Below are 24409 nucleotides of genomic sequence, written 5' to 3'. Positions count from 1 at the left end.
TCATGTAAAATGAAAGAGCAATCTCATTATGGTTTAAGGAGTGTTAGACTATGGCTAATTTTGATAAAACAATGAAATTCAACTATGATGAACTTCCAAAAGACAATGTCGAAACAGTTTTAAACAATGTCTACAATACCCTAGAAGAGCGCGGATATAATGCTGTCAATCAGATTGTAGGTTATTTACTTTCAGGTGATCCCGCGTACATTCCTCGTCATAACGAAGCACGCAACCAAATTAGACATATCGATCGAGATGATATTATGGAAGAGTTAGTGTCATACTACTTACAAAACCATAGTAAGGACGAGCATGCTTAAACATAAAATTATCGGGTTAGATGTTGGAAGCCGTACAGTTGGTATTGCGATTAGTGATTTGATGGGTTGGACAGCACAAGGTTTAGATACACTCCAAATTAACGAAGAAGAAAATGAGCTCGGCATCGATGCCTTAATTGACATCATACAAAAGGAAAATGTGGGTACGGTTGTCATTGGATTACCGAAAAACATGAACAATTCTATTGGCTTTCGTGGTGAAGCTTCGTTAAAATATAAAGATGCACTTGCAGAGCGGATGCCAAATCTAGAAATTATTATGTGGGATGAACGTTTAAGTACAATGGCTGCAGAACGTTCATTGTTAGAAGCCGACGTATCGAGAGCAAAAAGAAAAAAAGTGATTGATAAAATGGCTGCGGTATTCATTTTACAAGGCTATTTAGATGGATTGAATTAAGGAGAGAGCGAATATGACAAACGAAAACCATAATCAAGAAATTGAAATTAAAAATGACGAAACTTTATTAACTTTGTTTGATGAAGAAGGTAATGAAGTCTTATATCGTAAAATGTTAGAGTTTTATCACCCAGGTTTTGAAAAAGAGTATGTAATCCTTGCAGAAGAAGGCGCACAAGCAGATGACGATGATTTAATTGAATTGATTCCTATGATTAACGAGCCAGACGAATCAGGAGAAGGCGGACGCTTTTTACCTGTTGAGACAGATGAAGAATGGGATATGATTGAAGAAGTTGTCAATACGAAATTGGATGATGATCATGAGCATTAATTGCTGATGCGAATTAAAGAGTAGGCATTGAAAGATGTGCCTGCTCTTTTTAGTTGTTTTAAACGATTGTTCTCTTTAGGATAAAAATCACAGTTTAATTTGTGATGCATGATAACAAATCTGTAATATAAGTTCGTTTCGTCACCTTTATTACTAAACTATTATAAAGAAGGGGTATTGAATTCCATGAAATCTTTCACTAAAATGATGATTGGAGCTTATCAGTCAAGCGATTATGTGATAAAATGTATAGAAGTCATTTTAAAATGCTATGAAAGAACGGATAAACGAACATTATTTCCGTGATGCATATACAGACATCAAAGTTAAATCAGTCCAACTTGGCTGGTTTATTTTTTGATGATTTTTAGAATATAAAAAGGAAGTCAAGAATACATGGAAGATAAAAATCAATCATATCTTTTAAGCTTAAAACAATATGACAATGATATCGACCAATTGCGTAACTACGCCGAGACACATCAAGTGCCTATTGTCGATCAGCTTTCTTTAGATCTCATTCAACAAATCATTCGTCTACATCAGCCGAAAGAAATTTTAGAGGTCGGTAGTGCAATTGGTTACAGTGCGATGCAATTCGCTTCAGTGGATAAATCGATTAACGTGACGACCATTGAACGCAATGAAGAAATGATTCAACAAGCGAAAACAAATATTCGTCAATATGGTTATGCGGATCAAATTCGTTTAATTGAAGCAGATGCGACAGAAGCATTTGAACTCGTGAATGACCGTATTTATGATATGATTTTTATCGATGCTGCTAAGGCACAATCACAACGCTTTTTTGAGCTTTATTGTCCTTTGTTACGCGAAAAAGGTGTTATGATAACAGATAATATTTTATACCATGGTTTCGTTGCGGACATCGATGTAGTAAGAAGTCGCAATGTCAAACAAATGGTAAAAAAGGTACAACGATACAATCAATGGTTAAGTCAACAACAAGGTTTTACAACGAATTTTATTCATATGGATGATGGGCTAGCGATATCAATAAAGGAGAGTAAACATGACTGAGTTATTAGTGACACCGAAGTCTTTAAGTCACATCGAAACCTTAATTGAAAAGGGAGCAGATGCATTTGTTATCGGTGAAGAAAAGTTTGGCTTAAGATTAGCCGGGGAATTCAATCGAGAAGAGATGAAAAAAGCGGTTGAAATCATTCATCATGCTGGTAAAAAAGCATACGCTGCAGTAAATGGTATTTTCCATAACTATCATATTCCAGCGCTTGAAGATTATATCGCGTTTTTGCATGAAATTAGAGTAGATCGTATTATTTTTGGTGATCCTGCAGTAGTGATGATTGTAAAGCAACAAGAAAACCCTATACCTTTAAACTGGAATGCAGAAACACTCGTTACGAACCACTTTCAATGTAATTATTGGGGAAGACGTGGTGCGAAAAGAGCGGTGCTTGCGCGGGAGTTAAGTTTAGAAGAAATTTTGAACATCAAAGAAAATAGTGATGTTGAGATTGAAGTGCAGGTCCATGGTATGACGTGTATGTTCCAATCGAAACGTATGCTATTAGGAAACTACTATACATTCCAAGACCGTCAAATGAAAATTCAACGTAATGAAGCAGCAACGGACAGTCAATTATTACTTTACGATGAAGAGCGTGATAATAAATACCCTGTTTTTGAAGATTATAATGGTACGCATATTATGTCGCCGAACGATATTTGTTTAATTGAGGAGTTAGAACCACTATTTGAAGCGGGAATCGATAGCTTGAAAATTGATGGGGTACTCCAAACAGAAGAATATATCAATATAGCGACTGAGCAATATCGTGAAGCGATTGATTTATATGAAGAAGATCCAGATACGTATGAAGATGAAAAATTTATGCTTGTAGACCCAATTGAAGCAATACAACCAGAGCATCGACCGTTTGATGAAGGATTCTATTACAAGCAAACAGTATACTAAAGATAGGAGAGAGCATGGATGAAGGTACTTGAAGAAGTTAAACCAGCAACGCATGCGAAAATGAAAAAGCCTGAGTTACTTGCGCCTGCTGGTAATTTAGAAAAGTTAAAAATCGCCGTTCATTATGGTGCAGATGCTGTATTCATCGGCGGTCAAGAGTATGGGTTGCGTTCAAATGCGGACAACTTTACTATGGACGAAATTCGTGAAGGTGTTGAATTTGCAAATCGTTACGGTGCTAAAATTTATGTAACGACAAATATTATTGCACATGATGAAAATATGGAGGGTCTAGATGACTATTTAGAGCAATTAGAAGCAACAGGTGCAACAGGTATTATCGTAGCAGACCCATTAATTATTGAAACGTGTAAACGTGTTGCACCGAAGTTAGAAATCCATTTATCTACACAGCAATCATTAAGTAACTATAAAGCCGTAGAATATTGGAAAGAAGAAGGCTTAGACCGTGTCGTACTTGCCCGTGAAACAGGTGCGATGGAAATGCAAGAAATTAAAGATAAAGTGGATATCGAAATTGAAGCTTTCATTCACGGTGCTATGTGTATTGCGTATTCAGGCCGTTGTACATTGAGTAACCATATGACAGCACGTGATTCTAACCGTGGGGGTTGTTGCCAAAGTTGTCGTTGGGATTATGATTTATTAACAGTTGATAATGACGGCGAACTAGATGTCTATTATGAAGATGGTAATGCCGTGCCATTTGCAATGAGTCCACGTGATTTAAAATTAATTGAATCAATTCCGAACATGATGGATTTAGGAATTGACTCACTTAAAATCGAAGGCCGAATGAAATCTATTCACTATATTGCAACAGTCGTTTCAGTTTATCGTAAAGTGATTGATGCGTATGCTGCAGACCCAGAAAATTTCAAAATTAAACCGGAATGGCTCTTTGAATTAGATAAATGTGCGAACCGCGATACCGCACCCGCATTTTTCAAAGGGACACCAGGTTATGAAGAACAAATGTTTGGAAATGAATCAAGTAAAAAAGCACCATTTGACTTTATCGGCTTAGTATTAGACTATGATAAAGACAGTCAAATGGCGACAATACAACAAAGAAATCACTTTAAACCAGGTCAAGAAGTAGAGTTTTTCGGACCTGAAATTCAAACCTTTAAACAAGTCGTCGATAAGATTTATGATGAAGAAGGAAATGAACTTGATGCGGCACGACACCCATTACAAGTCGTGCAAATCAAAGTTGACCAGCCTATTTATCCAAACAACATGATGAGAAAGGAAGTTTAAAGAATGGCAACAACGATCATTGGTATTGCTGGAGGCTCTGGTTCGGGTAAAACATCTGTGACAAATAAAATAATGAATAATTTAGAAGGGCATAGTGTTGCACTCATTGAACAAGACTATTATTACAAAGACCAATCACATCTGACATTTGAACAACGTCTTAAAACAAATTATGATCATCCATTTGCGTTTGATAATGATTTGTTAATCCAAAATCTTAAATCATTACAGTCAGGTCAAAGTGTAGAAGTACCGACTTATGACTATACAAATCATACACGCAGTGATAAAACGATTGCATTTCAACCTAAAGATGTTATTATCGTAGAAGGTATATTTGCGCTCGAGAATGAAGAATTGCGCAATATGATGGATGTTAAGATATACGTAGACACTGATGCAGATTTAAGAATTTTGCGCCGTCTTGTGAGAGACACTAAAGAGCGTGGTCGTACAATGGAATCTGTAATTGATCAGTATCTTACTGTTGTGAGGCCAATGCATAACCAATTTATTGAACCAACGAAAAAATTTGCGGATATTATTATTCCTGAAGGTGGTTCAAATAAAGTTGCTATTGACATCATGACAACTAAGATTCAAGCACTTGTACGTAAAAAAGATTAAATCATAGTTAAAGGAAGATGCAGACAATGGAAAACCAAAAACAATATCCAATGACGCAAGAAGGATACGAAAAACTTGAAAAAGAATTAGAAGAATTAAAAACAGTCAAACGCCCTGAAGTGGTTGAAAAAATTAAAGTTGCACGTAGTTTTGGTGACTTATCTGAGAACTCAGAGTACGATGCAGCGAAAGATGAACAAGGTTTTATCGAGCAGGATATTCAACGTATTGAAACAATGTTACGTCATGCTTTAATCATTGAAGATACTGGCGATAACCATGTTGTCCAAATTGGTAAAACGGTAACATTCGTTGAGCTTCCAGGTAACGACGAAGAGTCTTATCAAATCGTGGGCTCAGCTGAATCTGATGCATTTAATGGCAAGATTTCAAACGAATCTCCAATGGCACAAGCACTTATTGGTAAACAAGTAGATGACGAAGTACGTGTTCCTCTTCCAAATGGTGGCGAAATGAATGTTAAAATTGTAGATATTCATTAATCAATTCGCCAAATCTGTATGCGTACAAGCATCATCTCAATATATAATTAAATATTTGATGTGAGGCATCGGAAGAAAAGCGGCTGGGAAAACTTCATTGTATCCCAGCTTATTTTTATACTTATAAGTTAACTGGGTTGTAAAGATTATAATTCCGAGCGCTATTCTCTTATATTCGTCAATACTTAATTGTCACTGATACTGTATAATGATAATATATATAATTGTAAGGGCTTTCCGAAAAGGGGGATGTACATGTATTTTCGACAAATTAGCGAGCAATCTTTTATAATCTACTTCAAAGCAGAAATTAGTGAATCGGTTTATGAACATGTCAATGCTGTAGTGGAACATATTCAAAAGATGAACCATCCGCACATACATGAAATTGTACCTTCTTATCGTGCAATTATGGTATATTTCGATGGCATTCAGACAGATTTCGAAACGTTAATTCAAGCACTACAACTTGATACATTGGACATGCAACAAACGAAGGTAAATATGGTTCAAAAGAGAATCGTGAATATTCCAGTTCTCTATGGTGGGAAATGGGGACCGGATATTGAGATTGTCGCGGATCATAACCATTTAACGGTGGATGAAGTGATACAATATCATACAGAAAATCATTATCTTGTTTATATGATTGGATTTATGCCTGGATTTCCATTTTTAGGTGGTTTGAGTCCTCGCCTTCATACGCCGAGAAAAGAAGAACCAAGAATTAAAATCGATGCAGGCTCAGTTGGGATTGCGAATAATCAAACAGGTTTATATCCATCCGATTCACCAGGAGGTTGGCAAATTATAGGGCGTACACCGATAGATGTTTTTAATCCGAAACGGGAGCCTAAAATTTTATATCAACCTGGTGACAGAATTAAATTTTATTCCATTAATGAAGAACAATTTTTACATATTCAAAAGTATGTGCGTAAAAATCAATTAGACTATGATGAATGGGTGATGATAGAAGATGGCCATTAAAATAATTAAACCTGGATTGTTTACGACAGTTCAAGACAAAGGACGTTTAGGTCATCAGTTTGAAGGTTATTCTCCTGCTGGTGTAATGGATCGCCCGAGCTATGAGATTTTAAACACTTTATTAGAAACAGAGGGACAACCCGCATTAGAAATTACGATGATTGGCCCAACGATCAAATTTCTCGATCAAAACTTATTTGCGATGACTGGTGCACCATTTTCAGCCACGTTGAATGGGCAACCTGTCTCACATCAAACTGTTATCAAGGTCGAAAAAAATGATGTTTTAGAAATAGGACATGTCATTCATGGGATGCGTGGTTATATCGGATTTGCGAAACCATTAGATATTCCACTTTTTGAAGGTAGCTATGCGACACATACACGGACAGGAATTGGAGGTTTCAAAGGTCGTGCATTGAAAGTCAATGACATCATTCCTACACAACCATCATTTTTAGATTATCAGCTCATCGGTCGTTCGAGTGATTTTTCAAGTTTTACGAAAGCGCGACAATTGCCGATTGGATTAATGGATGGACCACAGCTAGAATCATTTACACGACGTACGATTAAAGAACTTGAGCAGCTCGAATTCACTATTTCAGAAAATTCAGATCGCATGGGCTACAGACTTAAAGGGCCATCGATACAACCTTTTACAGATGCTGACATCATTTCTGAGCCAGTCGCATTAGGAAGTGTCCAAGTGCCTAAAGATGGTCATCCGATTATTCTACTTAATGACCGGCAGACAGTAGGGGGCTACACTAAAATTGGCACTGTGATTGATTCTGATATTGTCGATATTGTCCAAAAACAACCTGGTGATAAGGTGAAATTCGAATGGATGACATTTAACGAAGCGAATGAAATTTTAGCACGAAAAAATAGAAAGTTAGAAGAGGCAAAAGCACAAATTCGTCAACGGCCTCAACGTTTACTGCACAACATTAGACCTACACAACAAAAAATTAAAAAGGTTCTAAAAGGAGATAGTATACCATGGATTTAAAACAAATTGAGCAAACGTTAAATTTATTAAAACAATACGGCGCGAAGCATTTTAAATATCGGAATGACGAGATGGAGCTAGAATTGGATTTATCGTCCATTCAACAAACAGAAGCGCCTGTAGACCCACCACAAAGCACGCAGCGGTCAAACCAACACGTAGAACAAACTCAGCAAACTGATGAATCTGCAGAAGATAATACTAAAGTGATTCGTTCTCAGATGATTGGGACATTTTATTTACAAGATGAAAAAGAATTAACTAAACCTGCTGTAAAAGTAGGCGATAAAGTCAATAAAGGGGATATTATCGGCTACATTGAAGCGATGAAAGTGATGAATGAAGTAACAGCAGATGAATCAGGTGAAGTTCAAGAAGTGTTGGTTGGTCATGGCGAAAATATTGAATTTAATCAAGTTATTTTAACATTGAAGTAAAGGGGGGGATTACATGTTTCGAGTATTAGTTGCAAACAGAGGTGAAATTGCGGTTCGTATTATACGTGCGTTAAGAGAGCTGAAAATGGAGTCTGTCGCTATTTATGCCGTGGGTGATGAAAATAGTCTACATGTTAAATTAGCAGATCAGGCAGTTTGTATCGGTCAAGCGAACCCTTTAGACAGTTATTTAAATATACGTAAAATATTAGCTGCTGCTGAAATTACAAAAGCAAACGCCATTCACCCCGGTTATGGCTTTTTATCTGAAAGTCCTGTGTTTGCTGAAAAGGTAGAAAATGAAGGGCTCTACTTTATCGGACCAACGAAAAAAACGATGCAACGAATGGGCGATAAGATTACTGCACGTCAAACGGTTGATAAAGCAGGTGTGCCGATTATACCTGGCTCTAAATCGTCAGTCGAATCCGTTGATGAAATTAAAGCACTTGCTGAGGAAATTGGTTATCCACTTGTCATTAAAGCAGCGAGTGGTGGCGGTGGAAAAGGGATTCGTATCGTCAAAGAAGAGTCACAACTTGAACGCGCATTTAAAGAGGCGAAAAGCGAAGGCAACAAATATTTCAATGATGACCGCGTTTATGTTGAAGCATTTATACCTGTTGCGAAACATGTTGAGGTGCAAGTGCTTGGAGATGGACAATCACGATATATTCATTTAGGGGAACGTGACTGTTCAGTGCAGCGTAAAAACCAAAAACTGATTGAAGAGTCACCATGTAGTGCATTAACTGAAGAAAAACGTGAGAAAATTTGTAATGATGCTGTAAAAGTCGCAAAAGCAGCACAATATCGCAGTGCGGGTACGATTGAATTTCTCGTCACGGAAGATGCATATTATTTTATTGAAATGAATGCACGTATTCAAGTTGAGCATACAGTGACGGAAATGCGTACAGATATCGACTTAGTACGTGAACAACTACGCATTATGCAAGAGGGCACACTTTCACTTACACAAGACGATGTTCATTTTTATGGGCATGTCATTGAAGCGAGAATTAATGCAGAAGATCCACAAAAAGCCTTTCGTCCGACACCTGGCACAGTTCAAAGGTTGCATTTACCCCAAGGATTCAATGTACGTGTTGACTCTTTACTTTATAGTGGATATACTGTTTCTTCATATTATGATTCACTCGTCGCAAAAGTGATTGTTAAAGGTGAAAATCGTGCGCATGCGATTGAAAAATTAAAAGTCACATTGGATGAACTGGTGATTGATGGATTTACAACGACAGCAGATTTCTTATATGCAGTATTATCTTATCCACCATATTATGAAGGCGATGCACGCGATGTGGACATTAAATTCTTAGATCGTCATCGTATTTTTAAGGAGGGGAATGAAGATGAAAGTTGATTTAAACTGTGATTTAGGAGAAAGTTTTGGTAATTATCAAATCGGCAATGACCGAGAAGTTTTACCATTGATTACCTCTGCCAATGTTGCATGTGGTTTTCATGCGGGTGATGAAAATGTGATGGCTGAAACTGTACGACGTGCTAAAGAAAACGGCGTGCGTGTAGGTGCCCACCCCGGATTTCCAGATTTACAAGGATTTGGCCGACGCAATATGGATATGTCATTAACTGAGATTTATAACATGGTCGTATATCAAGTGGGCGCTTTAAAAATGTTTTGTGATATTAATGGTGTTGTGCTTAATCATGTCAAACCGCATGGCGCACTTTATCAAATGGCTGTCAGAGATGAAACCATTGCACGTACGATTGCTTCAGCAGTTTATGATATTGATCCGAATCTGTATTTAGTCGGATTATCAAAATCATTACTCATTGATGCCGGTAAAGCACAAGGTCTTAAAGTCGCGTCTGAAGTATTTGCAGATCGTCGTTACGAAAGTGATGGACAATTAGTGAGCCGTAAAAAAGAAGGCGCAACGATTGAAGAGAGTGAAGAAGCCATTGCGCAAGTGGTACAAATGGTAACGGAAGGCACAGTTAAAGCGATTTCAGGTGAAGTGATTGAAATTGAAGCGGATACAATTTGCGTTCATGGTGACGGGGCACATGCACTTGAATTCGTTAAAGAAATTCGTTCGCGTTTATCAGAGGTGAATGTCGATATTGTAACTTTAGGGGGTTAAGCGATGAAGAAACAGTCCAATCAAATTAAAAAAACAGGTGAATTTGTATTCACTAAAGCGCATCGAAGGTTGTTACTCGGCTCTGTATTTTTAATGGCCACTTCTGCAATTGGGCCTGCATTTTTAACACAAACTGCAGTGTTTACTGAACAATTTTTAGCAAGTTTTGCATTTGCAATTTTATTATCTATCATTATTGATATTGGGGCACAAATTAACATTTGGCGTGTCCTAGTTGTAACGGGTTATCGTGGCCAAGAAATTGCTAATGAAGTTGTTAAAGGTTTAGGTACTTTTATTTCTCTCCTTATCGCATTAGGGGGATTGGCTTTTAATATTGGAAATATTGCCGGAGCTGGACTAGGTTTGAACGCCATCTTTGGTTTAGATGTTCGTGTAGGTGCCGCGATTACTGCGGTTATTGCGATTCTCGTTTTTATTTCTAAAAATGGCCAGAAAATCATGGATGTCATTACGATGATTCTCGGAGTACTCATGATTTTAATTGTTGCTTACGTTATGATTCAATCCAATCCGCCATATGTAGAAGCAGCACAACGTATGGTATTGCCAGAAAATCCTTCAGCACTTGTTCTACCCATTATCACATTAGTAGGTGGAACTGTAGGTGGCTATATTACATTTGCAGGTGCGCACCGTATTCTTGATGCAGGGATTAAAGGGAAAGACTACTTACCATTTGTGAATCATTCAGCTATTTCAGCGATTCTAACAACAGGTGTGATGCGAAGTTTACTATTTTTAGCCGTACTTGGTGTTGTTGTCACAGGTGTCGCTTTAAATCCTGAAAACCCACCAGCTTCTGTCTTTGAACATGCTATTGGGCCAATCGGTAAAAATATTTTTGGTATCGTACTGTTTGCGGCGGCGATGTCATCTGTTATTGGTTCAGCGTATACGAGTACGACATTTATTAAAACAATGCACAACAAATTGAGAACGTATGATAATTATGTCGTCGTGACATTTATCGTTGTATCGACATTGATTTTCTTATTTATCGGTCGACCGGTGAAATTATTAATTGTTGCAGGCGCATTAAACGGTTTGATTCTTCCTATTATTTTAGGAACTGTATTGATTGCTTCGAAAAATAAACGTATTGTTGGAGATTATCAACACCCCACTTGGATGTTATTATTCGGTATTGTTGCAGTTATCGTTACTATCTTTACCGGCTTCTTCTCGTTACAAGGTTTAGCTGCATTGTGGAGTCAATAAAAATTCAATCCGATTAATGATTAAGGGCTAGGACATTCAGTTGTCTTGGCCCTCAATTTGTTATAAGATTGATTATTGAAATCGAGTATGAGTATGAAAGAATAGCTTTGGATATCGTTGTTTAATCATTTGCTTTCGTTAAATGACAGCAACATCTCAATGATAAAACTGAACGCTAATATATAAATATGATAAAATAACAACGGTAAACATAAAATGAAACAGCTAATGGATTGAGGAGGCATATGAATGATCGGAATCATCGGTGCAATGGAAGAAGAAGTAGCAATTTTAAAATCTCAAATGGATGCGGTAGAAGAAATTAAAATCGCACATGCCATTTTTTATAGAGGGACATTGAACGACAAAGATATTATTTTAACTCAAAGCGGTATCGGTAAGGTGAATGTAACCATTTCTACAAGTTTACTGATTGATCGTTTTCAACCCCAATGTATCATTAACACAGGATCTGCAGGAGGATTACAGCCTGGCTTAGCACTTGGCGATGTGGTCATTAGTCGACAAGTCGCATATCACGATGCTGATGCACGGGCGTTCGGCTATGATATGGGACAAATCCCAGGTATGCCAACTTATTTTGAAGCAGATACGTCATTATTTGAAAAAGTAGATAACGTCTTAAAATCTTTAAATCAAAACGGTAGAGAGGGCCTAATCGTTTCAGGTGATAGCTTTATCGGCACAAACGAACAGCGTCAAGCTATTTTGGAATATTTTCCTAATGCATTAGCTGTCGAAATGGAAGCCACTGCCATTGCGCAAACATGTTACCAGTTTAATGTGCCTTTTATCGTGACACGAGCGATTTCTGATTTAGCTGACGGTGAAGCGGGAATGACATTTGAAGCTTTCCTTAAAGTAGCAGCAAAGTCATCAAGTCAAATGGTCAACGAACTTGTGAAAGTGCTCTGACAAAACACACTATGATTGCACATAAATATGCTATAATATAACGAATGAAGTCTTTTAAAGTGGAGGATGAACATGGGTATCATCAAGCAATTATTTTTACCAAATCAATATGTGAATTCGATTTATGAAATTGATTTTGACAAACTGAAACAATTGAATATCAAAGGGATTATCACAGATTTGGATAATACATTGGTCGGCTGGGATGAAGCGCAACCGACACCTAAAGTTGAAAATTGGTTTAAAACTATAGATGAGCAAGGATTTAAAGTGACTGTTGTTTCTAATAATAATGAACAACGCGTGAAATCCTTTTGCCAAAATTTAAAAGTGGATTATATTTTTAAAGCGCAAAAACCTAGAGGGAAAGCATTGCGCCGTGCGACCGAACAAATGGGCATGCAAAAGGATGAAGTGGTAGTGATTGGAGACCAAATGTTAACAGATGTATTTGGTGGTAATCGACATGGCCTTTATACAATTATGGTCGTACCGGTGAAAAATTCAGATGGTTTTATCACAAAATTTAATCGTTTAGTTGAACGACGATTATTAAAGCATTTTAAAAGAAAAGGCTATATTAAATGGGAGGAATCGTAATTGACTGAAACTTTAAAATGTATTGGTTGTGGGGCAACATTACAATCTGACGACCCACAAAAACCGGGTTACGTTCCAAAAACAAGTTTAGAAAAAGAAGATGTCATTTGTCGTCGTTGTTTTAGATTGAAAAATTATAATGAAGTGCAAGATGTGGGCATGGAAAGTGACGACTTTTTAAAATTATTAAACGGCTTATCAGACAAACCGGGTATTGTTGTAAATTTAGTCGACGTATTTGACTTTGAAGGTTCTTTTATTCATGCGGTCAAGCGTATTGTCGGCAATAAAAAGATTATTTTAGTTGCTAATAAAATTGACTTATTGCCGAAACAAATCAATAAGCGTCGTGTTTCTGAATGGCTAAGACGTTTAGCTAAAGAATACGGTTTATATCCTGAAGATGTATGTTTAATTTCTGCATATAAAGGCATTGGTATTGATGGTTTATTACAAACAATTGAAAAGCATCGTAATGGCCAAGATGTCTATATCGTCGGTACAACGAACGTCGGAAAGTCAACGTTGATTAACAAGTTGATTGAACAAACAGTAGGCGAAAAAAATGTCGTCACAACTTCGCGTATTCCAGGTACGACATTGGATATGATTGATATTCCGATTGATGATAATCACTATATGTATGATACGCCAGGGATTATTCAAGAACATCAAATGACCCATTATGTGTCGACAAAGGCATTAAATACGATTATGCCTAAAAAAGAAATTAAGCAACGTGTATATCAATTAAATGAAGCGCAATCGTTATTTATAGGTGGTTTAGCGCGTGTCGATTATTTAAAAGGTGGTAAACGTCCGCTCGTTTGTTATTTTTCAAATGAATTGAACATCCATCGCACAAAATTAGAAAAAGCAGATGAATTGTGGCGCAAACAAATTGGTACATTATTATCACCACCGTCCCCGAAAGATCGTTTTGACTTTGAACAGTTAAAAACAGTTCGTTTAACGACGGAAAATGAGAAAAAAGACATTATGATTTCAGGTTTAGGCTTTGTCACTGTGGACGCAGGTGCAGAATTACAAGTGATTGTACCTCAAAATGTCGAAGTGACATTGAGACCTTCAATTATGTAAGGAGTGTGAGATTCAATGAAATTTGCAGTAATTGGACATCCGATTGACCATTCATTGTCTCCACTGATGCATCATGCGAATTTTAAAAGTTTAAACTTAGATTACGACTATGAAGCACTTAATATTCCACCAACACATTTTGAGCATATTCGCGATATTATTAGTGAAAAAGAACTTGACGGTTTTAATGTGACGATTCCGCATAAAGAGCGCATTATCAACTATTTAGATGACATGTCAGATGAAGCGCGAGCCATTGGTGCAGTGAATACAGTTAAAGTGGAAAACGGGAAATGGATGGGCTATAACACGGACGGTACCGGATTTGTCAAAGGATTACAGGTGAAATATGGTGACTTAACTGGTGCGCACATTTTAATACTCGGTGCAGGGGGCGCAAGTAAAGGTATTGCTTATGCGTTATCTCAAGTGTCTGATAAAAGAATAGCCGTTGCAAATCGTACGATGTCTCGTTTCAATGATTGGCAACTTCAAATTCAACCGCACTCACTTGAAGATGTCGCATCTATTGCCCATCAATTTGATATTATTATTAACACGACACCTCTTGGGATGCATCAATCTCAAGACAGTGTCATGTCATTTGCACAGTTAAAAGCTGATGTGCTTGTATGTGATATTATTTACATTCCATTTCAGACGACATTTTTAAAAGAAGCCGCTGAAAAAGAATTTTCGACTTATAATGGATTAGATATGTTTATTTATCAAGGTGCTGAAAGTTTTAAAATATGGACAGGTTTAGAGAGTGATATTACGACGATGCGCAACGCAGTATTAAATAAATTAAATCCAACAACGACTTAAGGAGGCCATTATGGCATTAACAGGTAAACAAAAAAGATTTTTAAGAAGTAAAGCACATCATGTTGATCCTACTTTCCAAATCGGTAAGTCTGGGATTAACGAAAATATGGTAGAGCAATTAAAAGAAACACTCGAAAATCGCGAATTGATTAAAATTCATATTTTACAAAACAATATGGATGATAAAAGCGAATTGGCACAAAATATTAGTCAAGCAACGGATAGTGAATTAGTCCAACTTATCGGTTCGATGATTGTCCTCTATAAAGAATCTCGAGAAAATAAACAAATCGAGTTACCATAAATATGGAAAAAATCGTTGTTTATGGTGGACAATTCAATCCGATTCATAGTGGACATGAAATGGTTGCAAGTGAAGTGAATGCAACTATTCAACCGGATCACTTTTATTTTATGCCTAGTTTTATGTCACCACTGAAAAAGCATGATGAATTAATTGAGGTTGAACATCGTATTCAAATGGTTAAGTTGGTCATAGAAAATTTGGGGTTTGGAACGCTTCGTTTAGATGAAATTGAACGTAAAGGCCAAAGCTACACTTACGATACTTTGTTGAATATACGTCAAGAATCACCGGATGCAAAGTTATTTTTTGTCATCGGAACGGACCAATATGAGCAACTTGATCGGTGGTATGAAATTGATGCTCTGAAATCTTTTGTAACATTTGTCGTCGTGAATCGTGGTGCTGTGATTCAATCAGATGACGATGCAATCATGATGGTTAACATACCAGAGATGGCGATCAGCTCAACTGAAATTCGTCAGAGAAGGTCTCAACAACAAACAATTCATATGTGGGTGCCGCTCAATGTCGAGCACTACATATTGAAGGAGGGGTTATATGGATCGAACATTTGCGATTGAACTTGTCGAACAAAAGCTACCGAAAAAGAGATTTGAACATTCTTTACGCGTAGCTGAAACGGCAGTCAAATTGGCAGAGATTTATGAGGGAGATAAAGAAAAAGCCGAACTTGCAGGGATTTTGCATGACTTTTGTAAATATGATGATTTAAGCTTTTTATACCAGCAAGTGACACGATATGATCTCGGCCATGATTTATTAAGTTATGGCTCAGAGATTTTACATGGACCTGTATGTGCAGCAATAATGAAGCATCAATATGGTATCCAAGATGACGAAATTTTATTAGCAATATACAACCACACAACTGGCCGTAAGCACATGACTAAAACCGAAAAATTAGTCTTTATTGCTGACTATATTGAACCTGGTCGAAATACGCCAAAAGTGGAAGAAATTCGTGATTTGGTATACAATGGCGGTGGGTTAGATAAAACAATTTATGAAATTTCAAAAAGAACTGTCTTGTACCTCGTCAAAAAAGATGTTAGCGTGTACCAATCCACTATTGATTGTCTGAACTACTATAATTTTAATGACTCTAAAATAAAGGATGATTAAATGAACGCAAAAGATTTATTAATGTTAACAGTTGAAGCAGCCGATGCAAAAAAAGCGGAAGAAATTATTTCGCTTAATATGAGTGGTGTTTCTGATCTCACTGATTACTTTGTTGTATGTCATGGGAATAACGAAAGACAAGTCCAAGCGATTGCTCGTGCTGTTAAAGAAAGTGCTGAGTCACACCAAATTGAAGTGAAGCGTATGGAAGGTTTTAATGAAGCGCGTTGGATACTTGTAGATTTAACGGATGTTGTTGTACACGTCTTCCATAAGGACGAACGTAGCTATTACAACCTTGAAAAATTGTATCAAGATGTTGAGATGTTAGGTTATAAAGAGGTTATTAACTCATAATGCAATATGAAAACTTAAGTGCATTTTACGATCGACTCACCGATGATCAACCCTATGATCTGTGGCTCGATTTGATACAACAGACACTTCAACAACAAAAGGTTTCTCGTGTGCTCGACATCGGTTGTGGCACAGGAACTTTGACACAGCATTTTACGCAATTTGCTGATGAAGTCATGGGTATGGATTTAAGTGTTGAAATGTTAGTTTTAGCCAAACAAAAATCAAGTCAAGTGCAATGGATTGAAGGTGACATGTCGGATTTTAATCTGAATACCGACTTTGACTTAATTACAATTCTTTGTGACAGTTTGAATTATTTAGCTGATGAAACGGCTGTGGTGGCAACGTTTGAACATGTTTACCAACATTTGAATGTAGATGGCTACTTCATTTTCGACGTCCATACGACGCATAAAATGACACATCAGTTTAACGGACAAGTTTATCTTGATGACCGTGAAGATTTAACATTAGTATGGCAAACTGAACCTGCTGAAGCACCATACAGTGTTTGGCATGATTTAACATTCTTTATATTAAATGAAGCACAAACTTACGTCAGACAAGATGAATCACAATATCAGCGCACTTTTGAAAAGGATCAGTATATCGATATGCTGAAACAAGTCGGTTTTAATCATATCGAAACATTTTATGATTTTAATAAAGCTTTACAAGCCCCAGAAAGTGACCGCTTATTCTTTATTGTAAAAAAATAACAAGTAAAAAACCTCCATCATGCGTGTAATACGTATGATAGGAGGTTTTATTTATGTTTTCTGTAAATCAAATCATCGCGTTAGTCAAACAGTACAAATTGCAAACAGCTGTTGTTATTGCAATCTTCATCGCGATTGGAGGATGGCTTGTCTTTAATTCTGGTGAGGAAGACCCTGCAAAAGATAATTTAGCAATGCAACAAACGCAACCGATTGAGGTGCATCAAGCAAAATCGAAAAGTAAAGATAAAAAAGAGCAAAATTCACAGACGCCTCAAAAAATTATTGTCGATATTAAAGGCGCAGTAAAAAAACCGAATACGTATGAAATGCAATCAGATGATCGAATGAAACAGCTATTAGATAAGGCAGAACCGTTGAATACTGCTGATTTGAGTCGTGTTAATTTAGCGGAAAAGTTAACAGATCAAAAAATGATTTATATTCCGGATCAACGTGAAGTGACAACCTCTAACTCTAGTCATGCATCACAACAAGATGATACGTCAGCTGCGTCTACTTCACAAAACATCTCTGTTAATTTAAATACTGCCGACGAGAAGGAACTGACCCAAATTCCTGGCATAGGGCCTTCAAAAGCGCAAACGATTATTAAACATCGTGAAGAAAATGGACCTTTCCAAAGTGTTGAAGATTTAAAAAATGTCAAAGGAATTGGGGAAAAAACATTTGAAAAACTAAAGAACTATTTAACAGTTTAATCCTAAATAGGGTGTAACTAGTCGAAGCAAGTCGAATCCTTTATAATAAGAATAAAATCAACAATGATACGAGGTGACAAAAAGTATGAAACGTATTCAATGGCATGAATATTTTATGGCACAGTCTCATTTATTAGCATTGAGATCTACTTGTACACGCCTCTCTGTAGGTGCAACAATTACTAAAGATAATCGGATCATCGCGGGAGGTTATAACGGTTCAGTTTCAGGTGAAGTCCATTGTATAGATGAAGGCTGTTTAATGGAAGGTGGACACTGTATTAGAACGATACATGCTGAAATGAACGCTATCTTGCAATGTTCGAAACAAGGTGTCTCTACTGAAAATGCAACAATTTATGTCACGCATTTCCCTTGTTTGAACTGTACAAAATCGATTATTCAAGCTGGGATTAAAACGATTTATTATGCGGAAGATTACCATAATCATGATTACGCAGTGAAGCTATTAGAACAATCTGGTGTGCACTATGAAAAAATCAGTTTTAATCGTCAACACATTGCGGAATATTTATTGGAATCATAATGACTTATTGGTTAATTACATATATTATCGGCAATATTGCTCATCATCATTTGTTAACTGCATGCTTCATATATAGCGTGTTAGCATGCAGTTTATACTTAAAGAAAATGTCATGGTTATTCATCATTTCAACCTTGATTGTTGTGCTCATTGGTTATACCATCGAGACGATACAACATAAAAATGAGCCTTCAATCCTAACAGCAACCCCGACGTCATCCCACAAAACGATTAGCGTCCATTTGACGACGTTACCTATTGTGACAGACCAACTTTTAACTGTTCAAGCAACATTCAATAAACAAGAAATACTGATTAAAGGGCGTATCAAACCACAACAATTTATCCCAGATGCGCATTTTCTCCTCAATCACCAATGTCAATTAACAGGTTCTTTTCAACCACCACTTTATCGCCAACAACGACCGCTCTTTGCCGTTAAAAAAATAACATTTGACCAATGTCATATGACAACCCCGACGTTAAAACAACGCATAACGTATGTAAGAAGTGTTGTAACTGAAAGACTGTTAAATTCACAACTTTTCGGAAGAGGCGAACTGATCGCGATTGCAACGGGAAACGCGAATTATTTAGATAAAGATATGAAGTCATTAGCACAACAGTTGGGTATTTCTCATTTGTTTGCTGTGAGCGGGACCCACGTGAGTATATTCATTTTCATGTTTTATGCAATTGGGAAACGTCTCCCTTTACCTATGTATTATACCGAAGTGGGATTAATACTCTTTTTACCGGTATTCTTAATCTTTGTAGGTACCAGTCCAAGTGCGACACGTGCGGTAGCTATGACGTTGCTCCTACTCATAGTTTCAAGGTACTTTCATATGACGTCACTACAGTCGCTTTTACTCGTTTATTTTGTTATGAGTCTGATGAATAGCGACTATCACTATCATTTAGGCTTTTTATACTCTTTTTTGATTTCAGGGATATTGATTTTGATGAAAGATATTTTTACAGAGCGTCCTATTTATCAATCGCTCTTTTTAGGTTCTTATATTGCTGTTATTGCAGCCATTCCTTTAAACTATGTGCAACTTAATGAGATTCAATGGCAAGGGTTAATCTCAAACTTATTCTTCATCCCACTTTACAGTATAATCATCATTCCACTGTCGTTTATACTTGCCATCATTGCGATTGTTACACCTGCCTTTTTATCTATGTTCACGCACTTCACACACGTTATTTTTGATATCCAAGCTTTTTTATTAAAAAGACTCACAGTGCTAGAAAGGTTCACACTTCCAATACCAGACTTTGGAGAGTTTGGATTTCTTTGTTGTACGATAGCAACGTTTATACTACTTTATTTGCTTTCTCAACGTCGATATATCATTTCTATCGTTCTGGTTTGTTGTCTGTGCATCTTACTATGGCAAGTTCATCCTCGTTTTACTAACCAAATGACCATGATTGATGTGGGTCAAGGTGATGCTATATTGTTCCAAAGCCAAACGGGTGAAACACTCATGATTGATACGGGTGGCGCATATGAACATCATCAACGCAAACAGTCGAATATTAATATTACAAAGAAAAATATTTATCCATTGTTTAAGAAATTAGGGATTCACCAAATCGACTATCTTGTCATTACACATGCACATCAAGATCATATGGGAGAAATCGAACATTTATCACAATATGTGAACATCAAAAATGTGGTTATTAATCCATCACATTTTGATGATGAGAAGTTTCAAAAGGTTCAACATGTGATTGCAAGTGAACATGCACAATTGTATTCATATGAGGACCTTTCTCGTATTGTCTTAGGTGATTTTCAATTTCAATTTTTCAACACTGACATTCCTGAAAGTGAGGACCCCAATGAGCATTCTATTGTGACATTAGCTACAATTCACGATATTCATGTTTTATTGATGGGCGATGCTACGACAAAAAATGAGGATGTCTTGTTAAAGCAATATTCGTTACCACGAATTCAAATATTAAAAGTAGGTCATCATGGCAGTCGGACAAGTTCCTCTAAGACCTTTCTGAGTCAAATTCATCCAGACATCGCACTCATTTCTGCTGGTAAACAAAATATGTATCATTTGCCACATCCTTTAACGCTACAAAAATTACATGACATTCATGCGAAAATTTATAACACCGCAGATAATCATCATATTCATGTCCGATTTGATGCGTTCAATGAAGCAGGTTATACGTTGCGCACAGAACCGTTGAACTGATAATGAAGTCGGCTTAACATTCATGTTATAATACAGCTAAAGCAATGAGATAGAGAGGAATCACATCATGTCAAATATTCATGTCATTCACGGTGAAGTCCCAGAATTAATAGATCGTGAAACAGAACAACTTACTCAAAAGTATTTGGGCAATGAACCTAAAGATGACTTTAATTATGTTAAATACAACTTGTATGAAACGACTTTAAATACAATCATTGAAGAAGCAATGACACTTCCATTTTTTTCGGATAAAAAGATTATTGTTGTACAAAATAGCTATATATTTACCGGTGAAAAACCACCTAAAGAGGCACAGACAAACGCTGACAGCTTATTAGAGTTTATTGAAAAGTATGATGAGGCTTCTTTAATTATTTTTCAAGTTCAAGCGGTGAAGTTAGACGAAAGAAAAAAAGTTGTTAAAGCATTGAAAAAAGTGGCGAACATCAAGAAAATTGAACAAATGACTGAACAAGAAATGCAAAAATGGATTCATCAATATTTGAATCAGTCCTATAAAGAAATTAAACAAGATGCATTAGAAGCGTTGATTCAGTTGACAGGCATTCATTATCGAATGATTAAGCAAGAATTAGATAAGTTGTTGTTGTTTGTCGGTGATCGCCCAACGATTAATAAAGAAGATGTCCAGACGATAGTGAATAGAAGTTTGGAGCAAAACGTTTTTTTATTGACGGATTATATTCAAAAAGGACAAAAGGCACAAGCTATTTCGCTCGTTAAAGATTTAATCCAATTAAAAGAAGAGCCGATTAAACTGTTGGCGTTAATTACAAGTAACTATCGCTTATATTACCAAAGTAAAATTCTCAATCAAAAAGGATACTCTGGTCAGCAGATTGCCAAAACGGTAGGTGTCCATCCTTATCGCGTAAAACTCGCATTGAATCAAGCACGAAAATATGATTTAGACACGTTGTTGACCATTATGGATGTTTGTACAGAAACAGACTATCAATTGAAATCGTCTTATATGGATAAGGTGTTGATTTTAGAATTGTTTATTATGAAATTGTAAAGGATGAATATAACAAAAGGCTTTAGGAAGGCGATATGATAGATAGACACGTGTATCACTTCAGCATATGAGTGTGATATATGCACACGTGTCGTTCTCACTCTATAAAAATGAAAGTTGGGAGAGCGCACAATGAAAAAGAGCTATACCTCAAATGGCACAGCTCTTTTTCATTATTTTGCTGACATTAATTTTGATTTCATTCTATCAGCTTTGTTAGAATGAATTAAATTCTTTTGGGCAGCTTTATCAATACGTTTCACTGCTTTGCTTACTAATTCTTGTTTATTATCAGCATTAGTTTCAATTGCTTTTTTCGCGCTTTTCACTGCAGAACGCATGTCATTTTTTTGTGAAATGTTTTTGCTTTCTGCTGTATGAGTTGTTCTCACACGTTTAATTGCAGATTTGATATTTGGCATGAAAGACACCTCCTATAATCGACTTCGTATCAAAATAATTTGATTACAACAAGATTCATTCTATCAAAACTCTATTCATAGTGCAATAATTAATTGAACCGTTGAATTATTTTTTTCGACGACATGTACTGACGTGACAATATCATTTCTTTAATGCAAGTGTGACCATGACGAAAATGATTTCTATTTGAAGTATTGAATTAATGCATTTCACTTATCATTTTGCGTCATGATAGAGTTGCAATTAATGCTTAAAAACGTTATTATAGCAAAGATGTAATCGTTAATTTACGGGTAAACTTATGAAAGTGAGTATGATGATATGGATAACCAACAACGTTTAAATAGACGTGAAAATATCAGGAATTTTTCGATCATAGCGCATATCGACCACGGAAAATCAACTTTAGCCGATCGAATTTTAGAAAATACAAAGTCTGTTGAATCTCGAGAAATGCAAGCACAACTGTTAGATTCAATGGATTTAGAGCGTGAACGTGGTATCACCATTAAATTAAATGCTGTACGTTTAAAATATGATGCTAAAGATGGACAAACCTACACGTTCCATTTAATCGATACACCAGGACACGTCGACTTTACATACGAAGTGTCACGTTCGTTAGCTGCTTGTGAAGGCGCGATTCTAGTTGTAGACGCTGCACAAGGTATCGAAGCACAAACTTTAGCGAATGTATATTTAGCACTCGACAATGATTTAGAACTGATTCCCGTCATTAATAAAATCGATTTACCAGCTGCTGAACCAGAACGTGTGAAACAAGAGGTTGAAGATGTTATTGGTTTAGACAAAGATGATGCCGTACTAGCGAGTGCGAAAGCTAACATTGGTATTGAAGAAATTTTAGAAAAGATTGTTGAAATGATTCCACCTCCAGACGGGGACCCAGCTGCACCATTGAAAGCATTGATTTTTGACTCTGAATATGACCCATATCGCGGTGTCATTTCTTCGATTCGTGTTGTTGACGGTGTAGTTAAAGCGGGTGACCGTATTCAAATGATGGCGACTGGTAAAATTTTTGAAGTGACTGAAGTCGGCATTAATACACCGAAAGAATTACCGGTTGAAGAGTTAACTGTTGGTGATGTAGGTTATATCATCGCAAGCATTAAAAATGTAGATGACTCACGTGTTGGGGACACTATTACCCACGCTAATAGACCTGCTGAGACCCCTTTAAAAGGGTATAAGAAAATGAATCCAATGGTGTATTGTGGTCTTTTCCCAATTGACAATAAAGACTACAATGATTTACGTGAAGCATTAGAAAAATTGCAGTTAAACGATGCGTCATTAGAATTCGAACCAGAATCTTCAAAAGCACTTGGATTTGGTTATCGTACAGGCTTCCTCGGTATGTTGCATATGGAAATCATTCAAGAACGTATCGAACGTGAATTTGGAATTGAACTTATCGCAACAGCACCATCCGTTATTTACACAGTTATTTTGAGAAATGGTGATGAGATTCATGTAGATAACCCAGCACAAATGCCTGACAGAGATCAAATCGATAAAGTGTTTGAACCTTATGTACGTGCAACGATGATGGTGCCAAATGATTATGTTGGAGCGGTTATGGAACTGTGTCAACGTAAACGTGGTCAGTTTGTCAATATGGATTACTTGGATGATATTCGTGTAAGTATCGTTTATGAATTACCATTGTCAGAAGTCGTTTTTGATTTCTTTGACCAATTGAAGTCCAACACGAAAGGTTACGCTTCATTTGATTATGAATTTATCGAGAATAAAGAAAGTAACCTTGTGAAAATGGACATTTTACTTAACGGCGATAAGGTAGATGCTTTGAGTTTTATTGTACATCGTGATTTTGCATATGAACGTGGTAAAACACTTGTAGAAAAATTAAAAACGTTAATCCCTAGACAACAATTCGAAGTGCCTGTTCAAGCTGCAGTAGGACATAAAATTGTCGCTAGAACAAACATTAAATCAATGGGTAAAAATGTACTTTCGAAATGTTATGGTGGTGACATTAGCCGTAAACGTAAATTATTAGAAAAGCAAAAAGCCGGTAAAGCCAAAATGAAAGCTGTCGGTAGTGTGGAAATTCCACAAGATGCTTTCTTGGCTGTACTGAAAATGGACGATGAATAAAGTGAAAATTTCATGCTCCCGCGCATCTTGAGGTGTC

General features: G+C 36.6%; 29 protein-coding genes. 28 read left to right on the top strand and 1 reads right to left on the bottom strand.

Going from position 1 to position 24409, the window contains the following annotated elements; genetic code table 11:
• Positions 1-50: 50 nt before the first annotated feature.
• The 27 genes from BJK46_RS03795 (at position 51) to holA (ending at position 21804) form a co-directional block, all read left to right on the top strand.
• Positions 51-323, top strand: coding sequence for an IreB family regulatory phosphoprotein (locus BJK46_RS03795; protein WP_014613743.1), 273 nt, complete (start codon positions 51-53; stop codon positions 321-323).
• Positions 316-744 (top strand): Holliday junction resolvase RuvX, encoded by a 429-nt coding sequence (ruvX, locus tag BJK46_RS03790; protein WP_014613744.1) that lies wholly within the window; start codon positions 316-318, stop codon positions 742-744. The genes BJK46_RS03795 and ruvX overlap by 8 nt, the downstream gene beginning before the upstream one ends.
• 13 nt (positions 745-757) lie before the next feature.
• Positions 758-1078, top strand: coding sequence for a DUF1292 domain-containing protein (locus tag BJK46_RS03785; RefSeq protein WP_014613745.1), 321 nt, complete (start codon positions 758-760; stop codon positions 1076-1078).
• 396 nt (positions 1079-1474) lie between these two features.
• Entirely contained in the window at positions 1475-2119 is a 645-nt protein-coding gene (locus tag BJK46_RS03780) for an O-methyltransferase (protein WP_014613747.1), read from the top strand.
• Complete coding sequence (locus BJK46_RS03775; RefSeq protein WP_015729262.1) at positions 2112-3041, top strand: peptidase U32 family protein; 930 nt, start codon at positions 2112-2114, stop codon at positions 3039-3041. The genes BJK46_RS03780 and BJK46_RS03775 overlap by 8 nt, the downstream gene beginning before the upstream one ends.
• Positions 3042-3059: 18 nt before the next feature.
• Positions 3060-4325 (top strand): peptidase U32 family protein, encoded by a 1266-nt coding sequence (locus tag BJK46_RS03770; protein WP_015729261.1) that lies wholly within the window; start codon positions 3060-3062, stop codon positions 4323-4325.
• A 3-nt stretch (positions 4326-4328) separates the two neighbouring features.
• A complete protein-coding gene (gene udk, locus BJK46_RS03765) occupies positions 4329-4952 on the top strand; it encodes a uridine kinase (protein ID WP_014613750.1) in 624 nt (207 codons plus the stop codon).
• 26 nt (positions 4953-4978) lie between these two features.
• A complete protein-coding gene (gene greA, locus BJK46_RS03760) occupies positions 4979-5455 on the top strand; it encodes a transcription elongation factor GreA (protein WP_014613751.1) in 477 nt (158 codons plus the stop codon).
• Between the two features lie 255 nt (positions 5456-5710).
• Positions 5711-6445, top strand: a complete 735-nt coding sequence (gene pxpB, locus BJK46_RS03755; RefSeq protein WP_014613752.1) for a 5-oxoprolinase subunit PxpB — start codon at positions 5711-5713, stop codon at positions 6443-6445.
• Complete coding sequence (locus BJK46_RS03750; RefSeq protein ID WP_014613753.1) at positions 6435-7460, top strand: 5-oxoprolinase subunit C family protein; 1026 nt, start codon at positions 6435-6437, stop codon at positions 7458-7460. Before pxpB ends, BJK46_RS03750 begins: the two co-directional genes overlap by 11 nt.
• Positions 7451-7897 (top strand): acetyl-CoA carboxylase biotin carboxyl carrier protein, encoded by a 447-nt coding sequence (locus tag BJK46_RS03745; RefSeq protein ID WP_014613754.1) that lies wholly within the window; start codon positions 7451-7453, stop codon positions 7895-7897. The genes BJK46_RS03750 and BJK46_RS03745 overlap by 10 nt, the downstream gene beginning before the upstream one ends.
• Positions 7898-7910: 13 nt before the next feature.
• Positions 7911-9281 carry an acetyl-CoA carboxylase biotin carboxylase subunit gene (locus BJK46_RS03740; RefSeq protein WP_014613755.1) on the top strand — a complete coding sequence of 457 codons (1371 nt, stop codon included), beginning with the start codon at positions 7911-7913 and terminating at the stop codon, positions 9279-9281.
• Positions 9271-10029 (top strand): 5-oxoprolinase subunit PxpA, encoded by a 759-nt coding sequence (gene pxpA, locus BJK46_RS03735; protein WP_014613756.1) that lies wholly within the window; start codon positions 9271-9273, stop codon positions 10027-10029. The genes BJK46_RS03740 and pxpA overlap by 11 nt, the downstream gene beginning before the upstream one ends.
• A gap of 3 nt (positions 10030-10032) precedes the next feature.
• Entirely contained in the window at positions 10033-11271 is a 1239-nt protein-coding gene (locus BJK46_RS03730; protein ID WP_014613757.1) for an NRAMP family divalent metal transporter, read from the top strand.
• A 249-nt stretch (positions 11272-11520) separates the two neighbouring features.
• Positions 11521-12207, top strand: coding sequence for a 5'-methylthioadenosine/adenosylhomocysteine nucleosidase (locus BJK46_RS03725; RefSeq protein ID WP_014613758.1), 687 nt, complete (start codon positions 11521-11523; stop codon positions 12205-12207).
• A gap of 72 nt (positions 12208-12279) precedes the next feature.
• Positions 12280-12807 carry a YqeG family HAD IIIA-type phosphatase gene (locus BJK46_RS03720; RefSeq protein ID WP_014613759.1) on the top strand — a complete coding sequence of 176 codons (528 nt, stop codon included), beginning with the start codon at positions 12280-12282 and terminating at the stop codon, positions 12805-12807.
• Entirely contained in the window at positions 12808-13908 is a 1101-nt protein-coding gene (gene yqeH, locus BJK46_RS03715; protein ID WP_015729260.1) for a ribosome biogenesis GTPase YqeH, read from the top strand.
• A gap of 15 nt (positions 13909-13923) precedes the next feature.
• Positions 13924-14736: a shikimate dehydrogenase gene (gene aroE / locus BJK46_RS03710; RefSeq protein WP_015729259.1), complete on the top strand. Its 813-nt coding sequence runs from the start codon at positions 13924-13926 to the stop codon at positions 14734-14736.
• A 10-nt stretch (positions 14737-14746) separates the two neighbouring features.
• Entirely contained in the window at positions 14747-15040 is a 294-nt protein-coding gene (gene yhbY, locus BJK46_RS03705) for a ribosome assembly RNA-binding protein YhbY (RefSeq protein ID WP_014613762.1), read from the top strand.
• Positions 15041-15042: 2 nt separating this feature from the next.
• Positions 15043-15624: a nicotinate (nicotinamide) nucleotide adenylyltransferase gene (gene nadD / locus BJK46_RS03700; RefSeq protein ID WP_014613763.1), complete on the top strand. Its 582-nt coding sequence runs from the start codon at positions 15043-15045 to the stop codon at positions 15622-15624.
• On the top strand, positions 15602-16186 hold the full coding sequence (yqeK, locus tag BJK46_RS03695; RefSeq protein ID WP_014613764.1) for a bis(5'-nucleosyl)-tetraphosphatase (symmetrical) YqeK: 585 nt from the start codon (positions 15602-15604) through the stop codon (positions 16184-16186). Before nadD ends, yqeK begins: the two co-directional genes overlap by 23 nt.
• A complete protein-coding gene (gene rsfS / locus BJK46_RS03690; protein ID WP_014613765.1) occupies positions 16187-16543 on the top strand; it encodes a ribosome silencing factor in 357 nt (118 codons plus the stop codon).
• Complete coding sequence (locus BJK46_RS03685; RefSeq protein WP_015729258.1) at positions 16543-17265, top strand: class I SAM-dependent DNA methyltransferase; 723 nt, start codon at positions 16543-16545, stop codon at positions 17263-17265. Before rsfS ends, BJK46_RS03685 begins: the two co-directional genes overlap by 1 nt.
• A 53-nt stretch (positions 17266-17318) precedes the next feature.
• On the top strand, positions 17319-17987 hold the full coding sequence (locus BJK46_RS03680) for a helix-hairpin-helix domain-containing protein (RefSeq protein ID WP_014613767.1): 669 nt from the start codon (positions 17319-17321) through the stop codon (positions 17985-17987).
• An 85-nt stretch (positions 17988-18072) separates the two neighbouring features.
• Positions 18073-18534, top strand: a complete 462-nt coding sequence (locus tag BJK46_RS03675) for a ComE operon protein 2 (RefSeq protein ID WP_015729257.1) — start codon at positions 18073-18075, stop codon at positions 18532-18534.
• A gap of 107 nt (positions 18535-18641) precedes the next feature.
• Positions 18642-20762, top strand: a complete 2121-nt coding sequence (locus BJK46_RS03670) for a DNA internalization-related competence protein ComEC/Rec2 (RefSeq protein WP_228064218.1) — start codon at positions 18642-18644, stop codon at positions 20760-20762.
• Between the two features lie 67 nt (positions 20763-20829).
• The gene (holA, locus tag BJK46_RS03665; RefSeq protein WP_015729255.1) at positions 20830-21804 is read left to right on the top strand and encodes a DNA polymerase III subunit delta; all 975 of its coding nucleotides are present in this window, start codon (positions 20830-20832) and stop codon (positions 21802-21804) included.
• A 173-nt stretch (positions 21805-21977) separates the two neighbouring features.
• On the opposite strand, the gene rpsT is transcribed toward holA, so the two are convergent.
• Positions 21978-22226: a 30S ribosomal protein S20 gene (gene rpsT, locus BJK46_RS03660; RefSeq protein ID WP_014613771.1), complete on the bottom strand. Its 249-nt coding sequence runs from the start codon at positions 22224-22226 to the stop codon at positions 21978-21980.
• A gap of 322 nt (positions 22227-22548) precedes the next feature.
• On the opposite strand from rpsT, the gene lepA reads away from it, so the two are divergent.
• The gene (lepA, locus tag BJK46_RS03655) at positions 22549-24372 is read left to right on the top strand and encodes a translation elongation factor 4 (RefSeq protein ID WP_070407407.1); all 1824 of its coding nucleotides are present in this window, start codon (positions 22549-22551) and stop codon (positions 24370-24372) included.
• Positions 24373-24409 lie beyond the last annotated feature (37 nt).

It is taken from the genome of Staphylococcus pseudintermedius, assembly GCF_001792775.2.
Taxonomy (GTDB): domain Bacteria; phylum Bacillota; class Bacilli; order Staphylococcales; family Staphylococcaceae; genus Staphylococcus; species Staphylococcus pseudintermedius.
Note: the sequence above shows the minus strand (reverse complement) of the source record. Positions and strands in the feature narration are given on the sequence as shown.

Coding starts and splice junctions, on each gene's coding strand:
- BJK46_RS03680 (WP_014613767.1), top strand. CDS start 17,319: ATGTTTTCTGTAAATCAAATCATCGCGTTAGTCAAACAGTACAAATTG.
- BJK46_RS03770 (WP_015729261.1), top strand. CDS start 3,060: ATGAAGGTACTTGAAGAAGTTAAACCAGCAACGCATGCGAAAATGAAA.
- holA (WP_015729255.1), top strand. CDS start 20,830: ATGTCAAATATTCATGTCATTCACGGTGAAGTCCCAGAATTAATAGAT.
- BJK46_RS03780 (WP_014613747.1), top strand. CDS start 1,475: ATGGAAGATAAAAATCAATCATATCTTTTAAGCTTAAAACAATATGAC.
- BJK46_RS03785 (WP_014613745.1), top strand. CDS start 758: ATGACAAACGAAAACCATAATCAAGAAATTGAAATTAAAAATGACGAA.
- BJK46_RS03745 (WP_014613754.1), top strand. CDS start 7,451: ATGGATTTAAAACAAATTGAGCAAACGTTAAATTTATTAAAACAATAC.
- BJK46_RS03775 (WP_015729262.1), top strand. CDS start 2,112: ATGACTGAGTTATTAGTGACACCGAAGTCTTTAAGTCACATCGAAACC.
- pxpB (WP_014613752.1), top strand. CDS start 5,711: ATGTATTTTCGACAAATTAGCGAGCAATCTTTTATAATCTACTTCAAA.
- yhbY (WP_014613762.1), top strand. CDS start 14,747: ATGGCATTAACAGGTAAACAAAAAAGATTTTTAAGAAGTAAAGCACAT.
- nadD (WP_014613763.1), top strand. CDS start 15,043: ATGGAAAAAATCGTTGTTTATGGTGGACAATTCAATCCGATTCATAGT.
- rsfS (WP_014613765.1), top strand. CDS start 16,187: ATGAACGCAAAAGATTTATTAATGTTAACAGTTGAAGCAGCCGATGCA.
- aroE (WP_015729259.1), top strand. CDS start 13,924: ATGAAATTTGCAGTAATTGGACATCCGATTGACCATTCATTGTCTCCA.
- BJK46_RS03675 (WP_015729257.1), top strand. CDS start 18,073: ATGAAACGTATTCAATGGCATGAATATTTTATGGCACAGTCTCATTTA.
- BJK46_RS03795 (WP_014613743.1), top strand. CDS start 51: ATGGCTAATTTTGATAAAACAATGAAATTCAACTATGATGAACTTCCA.
- BJK46_RS03740 (WP_014613755.1), top strand. CDS start 7,911: ATGTTTCGAGTATTAGTTGCAAACAGAGGTGAAATTGCGGTTCGTATT.
- greA (WP_014613751.1), top strand. CDS start 4,979: ATGGAAAACCAAAAACAATATCCAATGACGCAAGAAGGATACGAAAAA.
- BJK46_RS03725 (WP_014613758.1), top strand. CDS start 11,521: ATGATCGGAATCATCGGTGCAATGGAAGAAGAAGTAGCAATTTTAAAA.
- BJK46_RS03720 (WP_014613759.1), top strand. CDS start 12,280: ATGGGTATCATCAAGCAATTATTTTTACCAAATCAATATGTGAATTCG.
- ruvX (WP_014613744.1), top strand. CDS start 316: ATGCTTAAACATAAAATTATCGGGTTAGATGTTGGAAGCCGTACAGTT.
- rpsT (WP_014613771.1), bottom strand. CDS start 22,226: ATGCCAAATATCAAATCTGCAATTAAACGTGTGAGAACAACTCATACA.
- BJK46_RS03685 (WP_015729258.1), top strand. CDS start 16,543: ATGCAATATGAAAACTTAAGTGCATTTTACGATCGACTCACCGATGAT.
- BJK46_RS03730 (WP_014613757.1), top strand. CDS start 10,033: ATGAAGAAACAGTCCAATCAAATTAAAAAAACAGGTGAATTTGTATTC.
- lepA (WP_070407407.1), top strand. CDS start 22,549: ATGGATAACCAACAACGTTTAAATAGACGTGAAAATATCAGGAATTTT.
- BJK46_RS03670 (WP_228064218.1), top strand. CDS start 18,642: ATGTCATGGTTATTCATCATTTCAACCTTGATTGTTGTGCTCATTGGT.
- pxpA (WP_014613756.1), top strand. CDS start 9,271: ATGAAAGTTGATTTAAACTGTGATTTAGGAGAAAGTTTTGGTAATTAT.
- BJK46_RS03750 (WP_014613753.1), top strand. CDS start 6,435: ATGGCCATTAAAATAATTAAACCTGGATTGTTTACGACAGTTCAAGAC.
- udk (WP_014613750.1), top strand. CDS start 4,329: ATGGCAACAACGATCATTGGTATTGCTGGAGGCTCTGGTTCGGGTAAA.
- yqeK (WP_014613764.1), top strand. CDS start 15,602: ATGGATCGAACATTTGCGATTGAACTTGTCGAACAAAAGCTACCGAAA.